At 75.3% G+C, this 16,414-nt stretch carries 19 protein-coding genes; 6 read left to right on the top strand and 13 right to left on the bottom strand.

Annotated elements, in window-relative coordinates:
* Positions 1 to 155 precede the first annotated feature (155 nt).
* Both groL and groES read right to left on the bottom strand, forming a co-directional pair.
* Positions 156 to 1,775, bottom strand: a complete 1,620-nt coding sequence (gene groL, locus FJQ57_RS04755) for a chaperonin GroEL (protein ID WP_139978035.1) — start codon at positions 1,773 to 1,775, stop codon at positions 156 to 158.
* A gap of 111 nt (positions 1,776 to 1,886) precedes the next feature.
* The gene (gene groES / locus FJQ57_RS04750) at positions 1,887 to 2,180 is read right to left on the bottom strand and encodes a co-chaperone GroES (RefSeq protein ID WP_139978034.1); all 294 of its coding nucleotides are present in this window, start codon (positions 2,178 to 2,180) and stop codon (positions 1,887 to 1,889) included.
* A 282-nt stretch (positions 2,181 to 2,462) separates the two neighbouring features.
* On the opposite strand from groES, the gene FJQ57_RS04745 reads away from it, so the two are divergent.
* Complete coding sequence (locus FJQ57_RS04745) at positions 2,463 to 3,629, top strand: class I SAM-dependent methyltransferase (RefSeq protein WP_139978033.1); 1,167 nt, start codon at positions 2,463 to 2,465, stop codon at positions 3,627 to 3,629.
* A gap of 18 nt (positions 3,630 to 3,647) precedes the next feature.
* On the opposite strand, the gene FJQ57_RS04740 is transcribed toward FJQ57_RS04745, so the two are convergent.
* Together FJQ57_RS04740 and FJQ57_RS04735 are read right to left on the bottom strand one after the other, a co-directional pair.
* Complete coding sequence (locus FJQ57_RS04740) at positions 3,648 to 3,875, bottom strand: hypothetical protein (RefSeq protein ID WP_139978032.1); 228 nt, start codon at positions 3,873 to 3,875, stop codon at positions 3,648 to 3,650.
* 17 nt (positions 3,876 to 3,892) lie between these two features.
* Positions 3,893 to 4,720 (bottom strand): cobalamin B12-binding domain-containing protein, encoded by an 828-nt coding sequence (locus FJQ57_RS04735; protein ID WP_170219271.1) that lies wholly within the window; start codon positions 4,718 to 4,720, stop codon positions 3,893 to 3,895.
* A gap of 428 nt (positions 4,721 to 5,148) precedes the next feature.
* Between FJQ57_RS04735 and FJQ57_RS04730 the strand changes: the two genes are divergently transcribed.
* Positions 5,149 to 5,706: an endonuclease/exonuclease/phosphatase family protein gene (locus FJQ57_RS04730; RefSeq protein ID WP_139978030.1), complete on the top strand. Its 558-nt coding sequence runs from the start codon at positions 5,149 to 5,151 to the stop codon at positions 5,704 to 5,706.
* Here FJQ57_RS04730 and FJQ57_RS04725 read toward each other — a convergent pair.
* Positions 5,675 to 6,481 carry an SMP-30/gluconolactonase/LRE family protein gene (locus FJQ57_RS04725; protein WP_139978029.1) on the bottom strand — a complete coding sequence of 269 codons (807 nt, stop codon included), beginning with the start codon at positions 6,479 to 6,481 and terminating at the stop codon, positions 5,675 to 5,677. The two genes, FJQ57_RS04730 and FJQ57_RS04725, sit on opposite strands and share 32 nt — an antisense overlap.
* Positions 6,482 to 6,579: 98 nt before the next feature.
* Between FJQ57_RS04725 and FJQ57_RS04720 the strand changes: the two genes are divergently transcribed.
* Positions 6,580 to 7,269 (top strand): GNAT family N-acetyltransferase, encoded by a 690-nt coding sequence (locus FJQ57_RS04720; protein ID WP_139978028.1) that lies wholly within the window; start codon positions 6,580 to 6,582, stop codon positions 7,267 to 7,269.
* Entirely contained in the window at positions 7,266 to 7,805 is a 540-nt protein-coding gene (locus FJQ57_RS04715) for a hypothetical protein (RefSeq protein WP_139978027.1), read from the top strand. The genes FJQ57_RS04720 and FJQ57_RS04715 overlap by 4 nt, the downstream gene beginning before the upstream one ends.
* 209 nt (positions 7,806 to 8,014) lie before the next feature.
* Here the strand turns inward: FJQ57_RS04715 and FJQ57_RS04710 are convergent, their stop codons facing one another.
* The gene (locus FJQ57_RS04710) at positions 8,015 to 8,635 is read right to left on the bottom strand and encodes an MBL fold metallo-hydrolase (protein ID WP_139978026.1); all 621 of its coding nucleotides are present in this window, start codon (positions 8,633 to 8,635) and stop codon (positions 8,015 to 8,017) included.
* The gene (locus tag FJQ57_RS04705; protein ID WP_139978025.1) at positions 8,635 to 9,735 is read right to left on the bottom strand and encodes an S-(hydroxymethyl)mycothiol dehydrogenase; all 1,101 of its coding nucleotides are present in this window, start codon (positions 9,733 to 9,735) and stop codon (positions 8,635 to 8,637) included. The genes FJQ57_RS04710 and FJQ57_RS04705 overlap by 1 nt, the downstream gene beginning before the upstream one ends.
* 123 nt (positions 9,736 to 9,858) lie before the next feature.
* On the opposite strand from FJQ57_RS04705, the gene FJQ57_RS04700 reads away from it, so the two are divergent.
* The gene (locus FJQ57_RS04700) at positions 9,859 to 10,389 is read left to right on the top strand and encodes a SigE family RNA polymerase sigma factor (RefSeq protein WP_139979043.1); all 531 of its coding nucleotides are present in this window, start codon (positions 9,859 to 9,861) and stop codon (positions 10,387 to 10,389) included.
* Positions 10,386 to 11,558, top strand: a complete 1,173-nt coding sequence (locus tag FJQ57_RS04695) for a hypothetical protein (RefSeq protein WP_139978024.1) — start codon at positions 10,386 to 10,388, stop codon at positions 11,556 to 11,558. The genes FJQ57_RS04700 and FJQ57_RS04695 overlap by 4 nt, the downstream gene beginning before the upstream one ends.
* A gap of 3 nt (positions 11,559 to 11,561) precedes the next feature.
* On the opposite strand, the gene rimI is transcribed toward FJQ57_RS04695, so the two are convergent.
* From rimI to alr, 6 genes are read right to left on the bottom strand one after another with little or no spacing between them, the layout of a single operon-like run.
* Positions 11,562 to 12,020, bottom strand: a complete 459-nt coding sequence (rimI, locus tag FJQ57_RS04690) for a ribosomal protein S18-alanine N-acetyltransferase (RefSeq protein ID WP_139978023.1) — start codon at positions 12,018 to 12,020, stop codon at positions 11,562 to 11,564.
* A complete protein-coding gene (tsaB, locus tag FJQ57_RS04685) occupies positions 12,020 to 12,676 on the bottom strand; it encodes a tRNA (adenosine(37)-N6)-threonylcarbamoyltransferase complex dimerization subunit type 1 TsaB (RefSeq protein ID WP_139978022.1) in 657 nt (218 codons plus the stop codon). Before tsaB ends, rimI begins: the two co-directional genes overlap by 1 nt.
* 1 nt (position 12,677) lies before the next feature.
* Positions 12,678 to 13,235, bottom strand: a complete 558-nt coding sequence (locus FJQ57_RS04680) for a cysteine hydrolase family protein (protein WP_211348744.1) — start codon at positions 13,233 to 13,235, stop codon at positions 12,678 to 12,680.
* Positions 13,232 to 14,155: a tRNA (adenosine(37)-N6)-threonylcarbamoyltransferase complex ATPase subunit type 1 TsaE gene (gene tsaE, locus FJQ57_RS23705; RefSeq protein ID WP_139978021.1), complete on the bottom strand. Its 924-nt coding sequence runs from the start codon at positions 14,153 to 14,155 to the stop codon at positions 13,232 to 13,234. Before tsaE ends, FJQ57_RS04680 begins: the two co-directional genes overlap by 4 nt.
* Before the next feature lie 7 nt (positions 14,156 to 14,162).
* Positions 14,163 to 15,269, bottom strand: a complete 1,107-nt coding sequence (locus FJQ57_RS04670) for an alpha/beta fold hydrolase (protein WP_246081586.1) — start codon at positions 15,267 to 15,269, stop codon at positions 14,163 to 14,165.
* On the bottom strand, positions 15,266 to 16,411 hold the full coding sequence (gene alr / locus FJQ57_RS04665) for an alanine racemase (protein ID WP_139978020.1): 1,146 nt from the start codon (positions 16,409 to 16,411) through the stop codon (positions 15,266 to 15,268). The genes FJQ57_RS04670 and alr overlap by 4 nt, the downstream gene beginning before the upstream one ends.
* Positions 16,412 to 16,414 lie beyond the last annotated feature (3 nt).

Below are 16,414 nucleotides of genomic sequence, written 5' to 3'. Positions count from 1 at the left end.
ACGACCACCTCCGCCGCCTGTGGACGACGCGGTCGCGAGTCAGCCACGGCGCGGCTTCCTCGACCGCCGTGGGGTCGCGGAGACGCAGACCGGCCCGCCACGACCGGGGTCGTGGCGGGCCGGTTCACGGCGTCGCGCGGAGCGCGACCACAGGACTAGTGGCCGTGGCCGTGCCCGTGGCCGGCGGCGGCCTCGTCCTCGTCCTCGGGCTTGTCGACGACGAGGGTCTCGGTCGTCAGCAGCATCGCGGCGATGGAGGTCGCGTTGACGAGCGCGGAGCGGGTGACCTTGACCGGGTCGAGGACGCCCTGGGCGACGAGGTCGCCGTACTCGCCGGTGGCGGCGTTGTAGCCGTTGCCGACGCCGAGCTCGCGGACCTTGGTGGTGACGACGTAGCCGTTGACGCCGCCGTTCTCGGCGATCCAGCGCAGCGGCTCGTCGGCGGCCTTGCGGACGACGCGGACGCCGGTGGCCTCGTCGCCGGTGAGGCCGAGGTCGTCGGCCAGCACGGAGACGGCGTGGATGATGGCCGAGCCGCCGCCGGGGACGATGCCCTCCTCGATCGCGGCGCGGGTCGCGGAGACGGCGTCCTCGATGCGGTGCTTCTTCTCCTTCAGCTCCACCTCGGTGGCGGCGCCGACCTTGATGACGCAGACGCCGCCGGCCAGCTTGGCCAGGCGCTCCTGCAGCTTCTCGCGGTCCCAGTCGGAGTCGGTGGACTCGATCTCGGCCTTGATCTGGCTGACCCGGGCCTCGACCTCGGCGCGGTCGCCCGCGCCGTCGACGATGGTGGTGTTGTCCTTGGTCACCACGACGCGGCGGGCGGTGCCGAGCACGTCGAGGCCGACCTGGTCGAGCTTGAGGCCGACCTCGGGGGCGACGACCTGCGCACCGGTGAGGGTCGCGATGTCCTGCATCATCGCCTTGCGGCGGTCACCGAAAGCGGGGCTCTTGACCGCGACGGCGTTGAAGGTGCCGCGGATCTTGTTCACCACGAGGGTCGAGAGCGCCTCGCCGTCGACGTCCTCGGCGAGGATGAACAGCGGCTTGCCGGCCTGGATGACCTTCTCCAGCAGCGGCAGGACGTCGGCCACCGAGGAGATCTTGCCCTGGTGCAGGAGGATGTAGGGGTCGTCGAGGACGGCCTCCATGCGCTCGGGGTCGGAGACGAAGTACTGGCTGATGTAGCCCTTGTCGAACTGCATGCCCTCGGTGAACTCCAGCTCGGTGCCCATGGTGTTGGACTCCTCGACGGTGATCACGCCGTCCTTGCCGACCTTGTCGAAGGCGTCGGCGAGCAGGTCGCCGATGTGGGCGTCGCGGCTGGAGATGGTGCCGACCGAGGCCATGTCCTCGCGGGTCTCGACCTCGCGGGCGGCGTCGAGCAGGGCGGCCGAGACGGCCTCCGCGGCGGCGTCCATGCCCCGCTTGAGGCCCATCGGGTTGGCGCCGGCGGCCACGGCGCGCAGGCCCTCGTGGACCATGGCCTGGGCCAGGACGGTGGCGGTGGTGGTGCCGTCACCGGCGACGTCGTTGGTCTTGGTGGCCACCTCCTTGGTCAGCTGGGCGCCGAGGTTCTCGAACGGGTCGTCGAGCTCGATCTCGCGGGCGACGGTCACGCCGTCGTTGGTGATGGTCGGAGCACCCCACTTCTTGTCGAGGACGACGTAGCGGCCCTTGGGGCCGAGGGTGACCTTGACGGCGTTGGCGAGGGCGTCGACGCCGCGCTCGAGCGAGCGGCGGGCGCTCTCGTCGAACTCCAGGATCTTGGGCATGGCTGGTGCTCTCCTCAGTGAGAGTGGGTGGTGGGAAAAGCAGGTCGTCCGCCCCGGGAGCCGGGGCTCACCGTGGGCGGACGACCCGGGCGGTGCGGGGTGACCGTCAGGTCAGGAGACGACGGCGAGCACGTCGCGGGCGGAGAGGATGAGGTACTCCTCGCCGGCGTACTTGACCTCGGTGCCGCCGTACTTGCTGTAGATGACCTTGTCGCCCACGGCGACGTCGAGCGGGACGCGGTTGCCGTTGTCGTCGACGCGGCCGGGACCCAGCGCGAGGACCTCGCCCTCCTGGGGCTTCTCCTTGGCGGTGTCCGGGATGACCAGGCCGGAGGCGGTGGTCTGCTCGGCGTCGAGCGGCTTGACGACGATGCGGTCCTCGAGAGGCTTGATGTTGACCGACACTCGGATCAACCTCCACTTTCGGTGTTGTTGCTCGGGCTGACGTTGGGGCCTGCGGGGGTACGCCGTCGCGGGGGTCGCACCGGGTGCAGGGGCTGGCACCCTCGGTCCGAGAGTGCCAGCACCGAAACTAGCACTCGCCCGGGGTGAGTGCCAGCAGGGGGCCGGCGACGACCGGAGACGACCGCACGAGGGTGATGGTGACGACGAGCGGCAGCCGAGGACCGCGCCGGGCGCGCCGCCCCCGCCGCGGTCGCACCCGTGCCGCGCTGCCAGGATCGGGCGGTGGACCTCGACGCCTTCCGCTGGCTGCTCACCGACGAGGGCCAGGCGCTGCTGGAGCGGGCGACCACGCTCGAGGGCGACCCGCTGCAGGTGCAGTCGCGCCTGCGCCGCGACGCCGCGCCCGAGCACGTCGCGGCCGCGCTGACGCAGGTCGAGCTGCGCCGGCGCGCCGAGGCCAAGCTGGGTGACGACGCCGCCCGCATGTACTTCACGCCCGACGGGCTCGAGCAGGCCACCCGCGCGCCCGTCGCGGCCCACCGGGCGGGCCGGCTGGCGGCGTTCGGCACCCGGACGTTCGTCGACCTGGGCTGCGGCATCGGCGGCGACCTGGTCGCGGTCGCCCGCACCGGCGCGACGTGCGTGGGCATCGACCTGGACCCCGTGCGGGTCGCCGTGGCCGCGGCCAACCTGTCCGCGCTCGCGCTCGGCGGCGCGGTCGACGTCGCTGATGCCACGACGCTCGACACCTCCCCCTTCGACGTCGCGTACGCCGACCCGGCCCGCCGCACGGGGTCCGGACGCACCTGGCGGGCGGAGGACTGGACGCCGCCCTGGTCGTTCGTCGAGCGCCTCCTCGCGCGCGACGCCTGCGTCAAGGTCGCGCCCGGCATCCCGCACGACCTCGTGCCCGACGGCGTCGAGGCGGAGTGGGTCAGCGACCGGGGCGAGGTCAAGGAGGCCGCGCTGTGGTCGGGCCGGCTGGCCACGACCGCCCGCCGGGCCACGGTCATCGGCGACGGTGGGCTCGCGACGCTCACCGACGAGGACGACCCCGGGGCGGCGGCCGTCGGGGTCCGCGACGTCGGTGCCTACCTCTACGAGCCCGACGGCGCCGTGGTGCGCGCCGGCCTGGTCACCGCCGTCGCCGCGGGCGTCGACGGCGGGCTGGTCGACGAGCACATCGCCTACGTGACGAGCGACGCGTCCTACCGCTCGCCCTTCGCGCGGGGCTACCGGGTGGTCGAGGAGCTGCCCTACCGGGAGAAGCCGCTGCGGGCCGCGCTGCGCGAGCGCGGCGTGGGCCGGCTGACGATCAAGAAGCGCGGCGTGGACGTGGTGCCCGAGCAGCTGCGGCCCCGCCTGGCCCTGCAGGGCGACGCCGAGGCCACGATCGTGCTGACCCGGGTCGACGGGCGGGGCACCTGCCTGCTCGTCGAGCCGTTCTGACCGGCCGCTCGGAGCGGTCTAGGACGCGGCCCCGCTGAGCCCCTCGTCGAGGTCGCCGCCGTCGAGGTCGCCACCGAGGTCGCCGGACGACGGCTCGCGCAGCGGCGGCGCGGTGGCGAGGTGGATGCGGGCCAGCGGGTGTCCGCGCAGCGGGACCGCGAGCAGCTCCCACACCGCAGCGACCTGCGTCGGGTCGCCGCCGCGCGCCCCGACGACGGTGCGCAGCCAGTCGCGGACCTCGACCATGATCGTCTCGTCACCCGTCACCACCGAGGCGGCCAGGCACCCCACGACGTGGTCGACGTGCCCCACGAGGTCGGGCCACCAGGCCGGGAGGCCCGCCTCGCGGCCCCAGCGGTCACGCAACCGCGCGACCACGCCCTCGGTGAGCACCCGGCGCTGCTCGAGGATCCAGGCGCCCTCGACGTCGGCGGGCGTCGGCTCGGGCACCGGGACCGGCTCGAGCCGCCGCGGCAGGGTCTCGAGCAGCCGCAGGCGGAGGCCAGGTCGGCGGCGTACGCCGTCGCGCCGAGGGCCAGGGCCCGGTCGGGGTCTCCGCCGAAGGCGCTGCCGCCCACCACGACGGGGATGCCGAAGGCCCGCAGCTCGGCGAAGACGCGCTTCTGCCCGGCGAGGGAGGAGGTCAGCGAGGCACTGAACAGGACCGCCCTCGGCCGGGTGGTCACCACGGCCCGGACCAGGTGGGTGGGGTCGGGGTCGCCGCCGAGGTAGTCGACGCGGTAGCCCTCACCGGCCAGGCCCTCGGCGATCACCAGCGCGGGCAGGGAGTGGCGCTCGGTCTCGACGCAGGCGACGACCACGAGCGGGCGTCCGGGGTCGGGCGGCGGCGCGAACGACCCCAGCCAGTGGACGATGCCCTCGTTGATCGTGGTGGCCTCGTGCTCGCGCTCGACGTCCCACTCCCCCGAGAGCCAGAGCTCGCCGATGCGAGCCTGGGCCGGCACGACCAGGCGGTCGATGATCTCGGGGTGCGAGGTCCCCTCGACCCGGGCTCGCTTGACCAGCTCCAGGGCCGCGACCCGGTCGGCGGACTCGAGCGCGGCCCAGTACTCGGCCTGGAGCGGATGCACCAGCGTCCTCACGTCGTCGGAAGGGGCGGCCGATCGTCACATGCCGGCCGGCGCGGCCGATACGTTCCTGGGGGTGGCCCGTTCACCCGGGGTTCGGACGCCGGCCGCCCGACGGTCCCGGTCACGCCGACCGGGCCGCGTGGGATCGCCGGTGACCACGCGACGCCTCCCGTCCTCGCTCCTCCTCGCCGCATCGATGGTCCTCGCCGTCCTCGCGGCCCCCGCGACGGCCGCGCGTGGCCCGGATGACCACGACCGGACCTCACGCCACGTCACCCTGCTGCAGGTCGACCAGTGCCTCTCGGGCCTGGCCGGCTGCTTCGGCCGGACGGCCTACCCCGCCGTGGTCGACGAGACGGTGCGCCTCGTGCGCGAGCACGACGCCGACGTGGTCGTGCTCGACGAGTCGTGCCGCGGACGCCGCCCGGGTGGCGGCCGAGACCGGCCTGCACCTGCACGTCTCGGCCGTGCGCTACCGCGGCGCCGCGCTCCCCTGCCGCACGCCCGAGGGTCGCGGCGAGCTCGGCAACGCGGTGCTGACCGACGAGCCGGCGCTCGCCGTGCGCGACACGGCGTACGCCGCGCAGGAGGGGGCCGAGGAGCGGCGTCTCGCGTGCGTGCTCACCGACGGGCTGACCGTGTGCGGCACCCACCTCTCGACCCGCGGCACCGCCGCCGCGCAGGCCGCCAACGACGGTCAGTGCGCCGAGCTCGCCGAGACCGTCACCCGCCTGGCCCGGCTGCAGCCGGTGGTGGCGTCGGGCGACGTCAACCGGCTCCCCTCGTGCCTCGACCGCCCGTTCCGCACGGTCACCGACGCTGCCGCGGCCCAGGCGCCCGGCATCCAGCACGTGTACGCCGACCCGCGGCTCGGCCGCGTCCGCTCGTCGGTCGAGCCCGCGACGTACACCGACCACGACGTGCTGGTCGCGACGTTCCGCCGGCCCCGACGGCTCACCAGCCGCCGACGGCGACCCGGGCGGTGAGGACGCGGCCGTTGCCGACCCCGGAGGCGTCGTAGTCGTTGGCGGTGACGTGCAGGGTGCGGCCGTCGGCGCCGCCGAGGACGCACGAGAAGCAGGGCTGGCCGACCTCGACCGTCGCCAGCACCTCGCCGCCCTCGGCGACCCGCACGCACCGGGCGCCCGGCACGCTGGCGAACCAGATCGCGCCCTCGCGGTCCAGGCAGATGCCGTCGGGGGCCGAGCCGGGCCCGGTCTCGGCCCAGGTGCGGCGGTCGACGAGGTCGCCGCCGTCGGTGACGGTGAAGGCGGTGAGCCGGTCGGCGTGGGACTCGGCCACCACGAGGGTCGCGCCGCCGTCGGTGACGACCATGCCGTTGGGGAACCAGAGGTCCTCGGCCACGACGCGGTCCGTCCCGTCGGGCTCCACCACGGCCAGCAGGCCCGGCAGCGGGTCCTCCCACGGCATCGAGCCGGGGACGTCGACGTACACGCGACCGCTGGGGTGCACGACGACCTCGTTCCAGCCGCGGCCGCACGCCCCCAGCGGCTCCTGCTCGGCACCGGCGCGGACGCCGTCGGGGGTGGCGAGGACGAGGCGACCGTCGGGCAGCCAGTCGATGGAGAACGGCATGCCCTCGACCCGGGCCACCACCTCCCGCTGGCCGGCGGCGTCGAGGCGGAGCACCGTGCCCGCCAGCCAGTCGCACATCCAGAAGGCGCCGTCGTGCCACCGGGGTGACTCACCCAGGGCGATCCCGGTGGCCAGCACCCTCACGTCCGTCGTCGCGTCGTCCACGACAGGACTGACCGGACGACGACCGCCGACTCATCGCCGTCCCGCGGTCGACCGGGAACTGGGGTGCGCGGCCGGCCCGCCGACCGCGAGGATGCCGCATGCTCACCCTCGAGGAGATCTTCCCGCCGTACGCCCTGCGGGTCTCGTGCGGCCCCGTCGAGCTGCGGGTGCTGCGCGACGACGACCTGCCCGAGCTGGTCGAGCTGGTGCGCAGCGGCGTCCAGGCACCGGGCTCGCCGGTGCCGTTCCTGCGCGACTGGCACGAGGAGCCGTGGGCCCCCGGCGCCCCCGACGGGTTCCCCGCGACGTCGCTGGGGTGGTGGTGGCAGCAGCGGTCCATGTTCGCGCCCGACCAGTGGTGGCTGGCCCTCGCCGTCCGGCGCGACGGCGTGCTCGTCGGCATGCAGGACCTGCACGCCGAGCACTTCGCGCAGGTGCGCACGGTCGAGACCGGGTCGTGGCTCGGCCTGGCCCACCAGGGCCGGGGCACGGGCACGGTGATGCGGCAGCTGGCCGTCGGGCTCGCCCTCGACGAGCTCGGGGCCGTCGCGTGCGAGTCGGGCTACCTGGAGGGCAACCGGGCGTCCGCCGCGGTGAGCCACAAGGTCGGGTACGTCGACAACGGCCGCGCCCGGGTGGTGCAGCGCGTCCGGGGCCACGCGGTCGGGGTCGCCGAGCAGCGGGTCGTGGTCACGCCGGCGACGTACGTGCGGCCGAGCGAGCCGGTGGTGGTCGAGGGGGCCGACGCGCTGCGGCGGTTCCTCTCGATCGGGATCGAGGCGCGGTGACGCCGGCGGTGCGGCCGGCGCCGTCGGTCGAACCTGCTCGGCACCTGCTCGACGCTGCGGCGCCCTGGTGGGACCTGGTCTGCTTCGGGCCGCCCGGGCACGAGGTGTACCTGCGGGTGCGGTTCGACGTGGAGGACGAGCAGGTGCGGACCGAGCGGCGCGTGCTCGAGGTGCTGGCCGAGCACACCACGACACCCGGCCGCTGCTGGGCCGCGGTCTGGGAGGGCTGGACCAGCCGCGGGACCCGCCCGGCCGCGCCGGTCGTGGACGTCCCGGAGCGGCGCATGCTGCTCTTCGAGGCCTCCGTCGACGCGCTCCACGACCTCCCGTCGGTCGCGTGGCGGCAAGCGCCGTACGGCAACGGGCCGGGCCCGCACCTGGCCTGGCCCGACGACCGCGCCTGGACCTTCGCCTGCGACGTCGACGAGGAGGACGAGCTCACGGTGGGCTGCGCTCGAGCGGCGGCCGACGCGCTGGTCGTGGCCTTCGGCTCGCAGGCCCGCATCGTCGCGTACGGCGAGGACCTGTCGACGTAGCCGACGGGCCGGGCCGGGCCGGGGCGGGGCGGGCGCGGGGCAACGGTCCAGTCGGGCGACCTGGGCGGGGTCTTCTCGCGCTTGTCAGGCAATGCATTGCCCGGCAAGCGCAAGAAGTCCCTGCCCAGCTGCAGGAACACCCGGCCGACCGGGGGTTCCGCAGCACTCCTGGGGCGGGCGTGACCACGCCCCAGGAGCCGGTGGGCGCGTCAGCCGTCGAGGCCGGCCCGCTCGGCGCCGATCGTGGTGTCGTCGCCGTGGCCGGTGTGGACGACGGTGTCGTCGGGCAGGGCGAGCAGCCGGGAGCGGATGGAGTCCTTGATGACGCCCTCGTCGGAGTACGAGCGCCCGGTGGCGCCGGGGCCGCCCTGGAAGAGCGTGTCGCCGGTGAAGACGCAGCCGAGGTCGACGGCGTACAGGCAGACCGCGCCGGGGGCGTGGCCCGGGGTGTGCAGGACCTGCAGGGTCGTGCCGCCGACGTCGATGGTCTGACCGTCGGTCAGGTCGACGTCCCAGAGGTGCTCGGTGTGGGTGAGCTCCCACAGCGGACGGTCGTCGGGGTGCAGCAGGATCGGCGCGGTGACGGCCTCGCGCAGCGCGGGCGCGACCAGGCAGTGGTCGTCGTGGGCGTGGGTCAGCACGATGGCCTTGACCCGTCGCTCCCCCACCACGGCCAGGATGTCCTCGACGGAGTGGGGGGCGTCGATGACGACGCACTCGGTGTCGTCGCCGACGACCCAGATGTTGTTGTCGACGTCGAAGGTCTCGCCGTCGAGGCTGAAGGTGCCGCTGGAGACGGCGTGGTCGACCCGGGTGCCGGAGCCCGCCATCAGAGCACCACGACCGAGCGCAGCACGTTGCCGCCGTGCATCTTCTCGAACGCCGCCTCCACGTCGCCGATGCCGATCTCCTCGGTGACGAACGCGTCGAGGTCGAGGCGACCCTGGCGGTAGAGGTCGACGAGCATCGGGAAGTCGCGCGAGGGCAGGCAGTCGCCGTACCAGCTGGACTTGAGCGACCCGCCGCGGCCGAAGACGTCGATGAGCGGCAGGTCGGGGACCACCATGTCGGGCGTCGGGACGCCGACCAGGACCACGGTGCCGGCGAGGTCGCGGGCGTAGAAGGCCTGCTTCCAGGTCTCGGGCCGGCCGACGGCCTCGACGACGACGTCGGCGCCCTCGGCGCCCTCGTAGGTCTCGGCGCAGATGCGCTTGACCTCCTCGACGACGTCGGCCTGGCTCGAGTCGACCGTGTGGGTCGCCCCGAGCCGGCGCGCGGCCTCGAGCTTCTGCGGGTCGATGTCGACGGCGATGATGGGGCTGGCGCCGGCCAGGGCCGCACCGGCCACCGCGGCCACGCCGACGCCGCCGCAGCCGATGACCGCGATGGACTGGCCGCGACCGACCTGGCCGGTGTTGATGGCCGCGCCGATGCCGGCCATGACGCCGCAGCCGAGCAGGCCGACGGCCGCGGGGCGGGCCTCGGGGTCGACCTTGGTGCACTGGCCGGCGGCGACGAGCGTCTTCTCGGCGAACGCGCCGATGCCCAGGGCCGGGGACAGCTCGGTCCCGTCCTCGAGGGTCATCTTCTGCGTCGCGTTGTGGGTGTTAAAGCAGTACTGCAGGTCGCCCCGCTTGCAGGCCCGGCACTCGCCGCACACCGCGCGCCAGTTGAGCACCACGAAGTCGCCCGGAGCCACCTCGGTCACGCCCTCGCCGACCGCCTCGACGACCCCGGCCGCCTCGTGGCCGAGGAGGAAGGGGAATTCGTCGTTGATACCGCCCTCGCGGTAGTGCAGGTCGGTGTGGCAGACGCCGCAGGCCTGCACCTGGACGACGGCCTCGCCCGGACCGGGGTCGGGCACGTTGATGGTGACCAGCTCGACGGGGGCCCCCTGGGCCTTCGCGACGACGGCCTGGACCTGCTGCATGGGTACTCCTGGGCTTCGAGGGTGGATGTGCACCCATGCAACCGCATCCCACCGACGTTGCAACCATCTGCCCGGACGGTGCGTCTTGGTGTCGTGGGCGGAGGAGGCGGGCACGTGTCGCTGGTGCGGCGCGAGCCATCCGGACGCCGCGACGCCGACTTCGAGGCCTACCTCCGGGCCCGCCAGCCCGCGCTGCTGCGCACGGCGTACCTGCTGACCGGCGACCGGCACACCGCCGAGGACGTGCTGCAGACCTCGCTCGCCAAGCTCTACCTCGCCTGGGACCGGGTGCACGACCGCGGCGCCGTCGACGCCTACGTGCGCCGGATCATGGTCAACGAGCACCACTCGCTGTGGCGGCGGCCGTGGAAGCGCCGCGAGCACGTGCGGGAGGAGCTGCCCGACACCGCCTACCGCGACTCGTACGACGACGGGCAGGCCGAGGCGCTGTGGGAGGTGGTCCGCTCGCTGCCCCCCCGGGCCCGGGCCGTGGTGGTGCTGCGGTTCTACGAGCAGCTCACCGAGGCCGAGACCGCCGACGTGCTGGGCGTCTCGGTCGGCACCGTGAAGTCCCAGTGCAGCCGTGCGGTCGCCGCGCTGCGCGAGCGCGTCCCCGCCCACCTGCACCCCGCGAGCCCGGAGGAGGGCCGATGAACCACCACGAGCCCGACCCCTGGGAGGCCGCGATGACCGACGCGTTCGACCGCCGGGTCCGCGACCTCCACGAGGCTCCCCTCGACCTCGGCCGGGTCAGGACCCGGGCCGGCGGCATCCGACGGCGTCGGGTCGCGGCCGCGGCCGCCGGGCTCGCCGCGGCCGTGGCGGTCCCGGTGGCCCTGGTCGTCAGCGGCTCGCTCGGCGGCGGCTCGACCGCACCGGAGCCGGTCGCCCCGACCTCGACCGGGCCGCAGACCGACCTCGCGCCGTCGTACGTCGAGGGCACGGTGCTCCGGCTGGCCGACGGGTCGACCGTCGACCTGCCCCCCGGCGCCGCGTACGACTCGGCGGTGCAGCTGGGCGACCGGGTGGTGGCCGCGCAGCGCGACCCGTCCGACGGGTCGACCACCGTCGTCGTGCTGGAGGACGGCACGGCGCGCCGGTTCCCGGCCGCGAGCGGGATGCGGGTCGACGCGCGCAGCCAGGTGGCGGCATTCATCACGCGCGACGGCGCGGTGCAGACGGTGTGGGCCGACGGCGAGGCGACGCTCGGGCAGGGCTACCGCGGCTGGGCCGTCTCGGCAGTCAGCGGCGGGCCCGACTGCTCCGACCCCGACGGCGACTGCCGGGTGCTGCTGCGCGACGAGTCCGGGCCGGAGGGCCCGCGGGCGCTCGGCCCCGACGGCGTGGTCGAGGAGCCGGTGCCGGGCGCGATCGGCCTGCTCGACGTGCAGGGCGACCGGTGGCTGGCCACGACGTCGGTCGACGAGCTGGTCCCGCAGACGTGCGGCGGGCTGTACGACGCCGACGCGGGCGCGTTCGTCTTCGAGACCTGCGACCACACCCCGCAGCAGCTCTCCCCGACCGGCGCCTACCTGGCCGCCACCAACACCTACACCGAGGGCTTCGGCCCGAGCTTCGTCGCGGTGCTCGACCCGGCGACCGGCGCGGAGCTCCTCCGGGTCGAGCCGGCTCCGGAGCAGCTGCTGGGCCGCCTCGCCTGGGTCGACGACGACACCCTCGCCTTCACCCGCGCGACGGGCCCGACGTGGGAGCTGCTCACCGTGACCGTGGGCGAGGAGCCGGTCGTCGTGGCGGGGCCGACGCGGGGTCTGGCCCCCGACCCGCCGACGTCGTCGCCGTTCGGGCTCCCCCTGGGCCGGTGACACTCAGCCGCAGCCGCTGACCAGCGGGAGGCGCATGACCACGGCGGTGGTGCCGTCGCGGTAGTAGCGGCGGCGACGGGACACCTCGACGAACCCGCGGGCGGCGTAGAAGGCCAGCGCCCCGGCGTTGTCCTCCCGCACCTCCAGCAGCAGCCGGTCGGCCCCGGCGGCCCGGGCCGCGCGGCTGGTCTCCTCGACCAGCGCCGTGGCCAGCCCCGCACGACGGTGGGCCGGATCGACCGCGATGCGCTGGAGCTCGGCGACGTCGCCGGCCGTGCTCGTGGCGGCGTAGCCGACGGCCGTGCCGTCGACCTCGGCGACCAGCCACGACACCGTCGGCACCACCCCGGACACCCCGTCGGCGACCAGCGCGGGAGACCAGGCGTCGTCGCCGAGGTTGGCAGCCTCGAGCGCGGCCAGCGCCTCGGCGTCGTCGTGGGTCGCGGCGCGGACGGAGGCCATCAGGAGACGGGCTTGGGGGTGCCGGGCACCTCGGCGTCGGGACGGCGCAGGTAGAGCGGCTCGGGGTCGAGCAGCTCGGCCCGCTCGTCGACCACCGCCCGCCCGAGCCAGGCGGCGCTGGGGCGCTGCGGGCCGACGGCGCGGGGGAACGCCTCGGGGTAGAGCAGCGCCCCCTCCCCCACGACCGGGGTGTCGGCGTCGGCCAGGCCCGCGGCCACCGTGGCCGGCTTGTCGACCGCCGGGCCGCTGGTGCGGGTGCCGTCGACGTCGTACGCCGCGAGGTAGACCTCCTTGCGGCGGGCGTCGGTGGCGACCAGGAACGGCCCGTCGACGGCCCCGGTCACCACGGCCTCGAGCGCGAGCGCGTCGAGGCTGCACACGCCGTACACCGGGACGTCGAGGACGAAGCCGAGGGTCCGGGCGGTGACGAGGCCGACGCGCAGGCCGGTGTAGGGGCCAGGACCGACGCCGACCGCGACCGCGGTCACGTCGAAGCGCTGGATGCCCGCCTCGGCGAGCGCCCGCTCCAGCAGCGGGGCGAGCTGCTCGCCGTGGCGCATGGTCTCCTCCGAGCGCAGCTCGGCGGCCGTGGCGCCCTCGTCGTCGAGGACGGCGACGGCGACCTGGGGCGAGGCGGTGTCGAGGGCCAGCAGCACGTCAGCAGGCTAGTCCTGGCCCGGCCGCGAACCGCACGTCGGCCGCGTGCAGCGGCAGCTCGACCTCGTCGCCGAGCGCCCACGCCGCGACCCGCCGCACCACCTCGCCCGGGATCGCCGGACCCGCCGGCCCGGCCGGGACGTCGTACGTCGAGTGCGCGTCGTGGGGCAGGACGAGCCGCAGGCCCCGGGCGAGCACCCCGCGCGCCGTCGCGGAGACGCACATCTCCGACTGCAGCCCGCCCACGACGACCGCCTCGTGACCGGCGAGCAGGTCGGCCAGGTCGGTGCCGACGAAGGCGTCGTCGTGCTCCTTGTCGACCACCGGCTCGCCGGGCGCGGGTTCGAGCACCAGCCGGCGACCGGGGCTGCCGGGCGGGAACCGGGAGTCGGCGTCGCCCACGTCGCGCACGTGCACGACGAGCGCGCCCGCGGCCCGAGCCGCGTCGAGGAGGGTGGTCAGCGCGGCGATCATCGCGTCCGGGTCGTGCGGAGGCGGGTCGGCGTGCACGAAGTCGTGCTGCACGTCGACCACCAGCAGGGCCGTGGGGAGGCTCACGTGGCCCAGCGCGCCCCGAGCCGCAGGACCTCCACCGTGCGGGGCTCGGCCGAGCCGGGGTCGGAGCCGGCGGGGGCGTCGGCGTGCCGGGTGATCCGCACCTGGACCCGCGACTCGGCGAGGTCCTCGGCCACGCCCTCGCCCCACTCCACGACGGTCACGGCCTCCTCGAGCGTGGTGTCGAGGTCCAGGTCGTCGAGCTCGGCGGCGCCGCCGAGCCGGTAGGCGTCGACGTGCACGAGCTCGGGCCCGCCGCGCGCCGACCGGTGCTCGCGGGCGATGACGAAGGTGGGCGAGGTGACGGCCCCCTCGACCCCGAGCCCCTGGCCCAGGCCCTGGGTGAACGTCGTCTTGCCGGCCCCGAGGTCGCCGGTGAGCACGAGCAGATCGCCGGCGCGCAGGTCCTGCGCGATGCGGGCGCCGAGGGCTCGCATGTCCTCGGCCGTGGCGACCTCGTGGAAGGTCGGGACCGGCCGGCCCAGCTCGACGTACGGCGAGCGCCGGTCGGTCTGCACGAAGCCGCGGCGGGCCCAGAAGGCGACGGTGCGCGGCAGCTCCTCCCGGGCGACGACCCGCAGCCAGCGGTAGCGGCCGGTGGCGGCCGCGGCCTCCGAGGCGGCCTGGATCATCGCGCCGGCGACGCCGTGGCCCTGGGCGTCGGTGACGACGCCGAAGCGGCGCAGGTAGACGGTGTCGCCGACGGCGTCGAGGAGCAGCGTGCCGACGGGGCGACCGTCGAGCCGGGCCACGAGGCCGCCGCCGAGGGCGAGCCGGGTGGCGATGGAGGCCTCGGTCTCGCGCAGCGCGTCGGCGGGCGGGTCGAGGGGCGGGCGGCTGCCGAAGGCCTCCTGCACGATGGCCAGCACCGCGGCGGCGGACTCCGGCCCGACGCGGCGGACGGTGAGGGCGGGCGCGCTCATCGCCGCCTCACCGCCGGGTGGCGCGGGTCGTGGCCGCGGTGATGAGCTGGTCGAGCTCGGCGTTGACCTGGTCGTGGCGCTCCAGCGGCACCATGTGCCCGACGCCCTCGCACTCCAGCAGCCGCGAGCCCGGGATGCGGGCGTGCAGCTTGCGGGAGTGGCCGATCGAGGTGATCCGGTCGGCGGTGCCGCAGATGACCGAGACCGGCACCTCGTCGAGCACCTCGACGTGGTCGAACTTGTCGAGGCTGCTGAAGCTCGGGAAGAAGTCGGCCACCACCTCGAACGGCGTGGCGGAGAGCATGTCGTCGACGAACGAGACGTACTCGTGGGGCACGTCGTCGCTGCCGAAGGCGAGCTTGCTGGTGGCGACGTTGGCGATGTAGCGGCCGACCCGGCGCACCTGGTCGATGGCGGCGTGGCCGTGGGCCAGGGTCGCCACCGCGCGCAGGGTGGCCCGCTTGGTCAGCCGCGCCGGGAGGAGCGGGACGAGGATGCGGCTCGGGTCGAGCCCGCCGGCGGTCGTGGAGACCAGTCCGACGCCGATGACCTTGGTGCCGATGAGCTCGGGGTGGTGCTCGGCCAGCGAGACCACCGTCATGCCGCCCATCGAGTGCCCGACGACGACGACCGGCCCCTCGGGCACGGTCTGCTCGATGACCGCGCGCAGGTCGTGGCCGAGCTGGTCGATGGTGGCGTGCTCGCGGTCGGAGCGGCCCGAGCGCCCGTGGGAGCGCTGGTCGTAGTAGACCGCCCGCACCAGGCCGCGGTAGGCGGCCCGCTGGAAGTGCCACGAGTCGAGGGTCAGGCAGTAGCCGTGGGCGAAGACCAGCGTGACCGGCGGCGCCTGCCCGGCCCGCCGGCTCCCCCGCCCGGACCCCGCACCGAGGTCGTCGACCTCGTCGACCTCGTCGACCTCGACGTGCAGCGGCGTGCCGTCGTCGGCGACCACCGTGCGCGGCGTCGAGCGCAGCGACCCCAGCGGCACCGACAGCCCGGCGTCGACCGGCACCTCGCGCTGCTGGCGCAGCAGGCCGATCGCGGTGCCGGCGGCGGCGAGCCCGAGGGCCCCGCCGATCGACCCGAGCACCCAGCGGCGGCGGGAGGTGGTCACGAGGGCTCCTCACGGTCGGTGGCGGTGGCGGTGTCGACGTGGCGGCGGGGCATCCGCCCGCCGATCCGGGTCACGATCTCGTAGCTGATCGTGCCGCACGCCTCGGCCCACTCCTGCGCGGTCGCGCGCCCCTCGCCGGGCGGCCCGAACAGCACGACCTCGGTGCCGGCCGGCGGGGCGTCGCCGCCGAGGTCGACGAGCACCTGGTCCATGCAGACCCGGCCCCGCAGCGGACGACGCTCGCCGCCGACGGCGACCTCGAGGCGGTTGGTGCCGGCGACGGGCACGCCCTCGGCGTACCCCGCGGGGACGAGGCCGATCGTCGTCGGGCCGGGCGCGGTCCAGGTGTGGCCGTAGGAGACGGCGTCGCCGGCCTGCAGGTGCTTGACCAGGGCCAGCTCGGCCCGCACGGTCATGGCGGGCCGCAGGTCGGTGCCGTGGGGCACGCCCGGCGCCGGGTCGAGGCCGTACGACGCCAGGCCGGTGCGCACCAGGTCGTAGCGCGCCTGCGGGCGGGTGATCGTGGCGGCGGAGTTGGCCAGGTGCCGCAGCCCGGGGTCGAGGCCCACCTCGGCGGCGCGGGCGAGCGCGTCGTCGAAGGCGTCCTGCTGGGCGTCGTTGGCCGGGTGGTCGGGCTCGTCGGCGCAGGCCAGGTGGGACCACAGGCCGGTGACCTGCCAGGTGCCGGCCTCGACGCCGGCGCGGGCCCGCTCGAGGAACGGGCGCCAGTCGGCGCGGGCGGCGCCGCCGCGCTGCAGGCCGGTGTCGACCTTGAGCTGCACGCGCGCCGGCACGCCCGCGACCTCGACGCCGGCGGCGACCTCGTCGAGCTCGGCCACGGAGTAGGCGGTGAGGTCGACGCCGGCGGCGACCACGTCGTCGTACCTCTCCCCCGGGACGGTGAGCCAGGTCAGCAGCGGCCCGGTGTCGCCGCCGGCCCGCAGCGCCCGGGCCTCGTCGAGGGTGGCCACGGCCAGCCACTCCGAGCCGGCCTCGCGGGCGGCGCGGGCCACGGGGAGCGCGCCGTGGCCGTAGGCGTCGGCCTTGACCACGGTCATCGTCGGCACCCCGGCCAGGGCGCGCAGGGTGCGGACGTTGTGCCGGACCGCGGCGAGGTCGACGACGATCTCGGCGCGGGTCATGCC

This window comes from Nocardioides litoris (genome assembly GCF_006346315.1).
GTDB classification, from domain to species: domain Bacteria; phylum Actinomycetota; class Actinomycetes; order Propionibacteriales; family Nocardioidaceae; genus Nocardioides; species Nocardioides litoris.
This window is presented reverse-complemented; position numbering and strand designations above follow the sequence as displayed.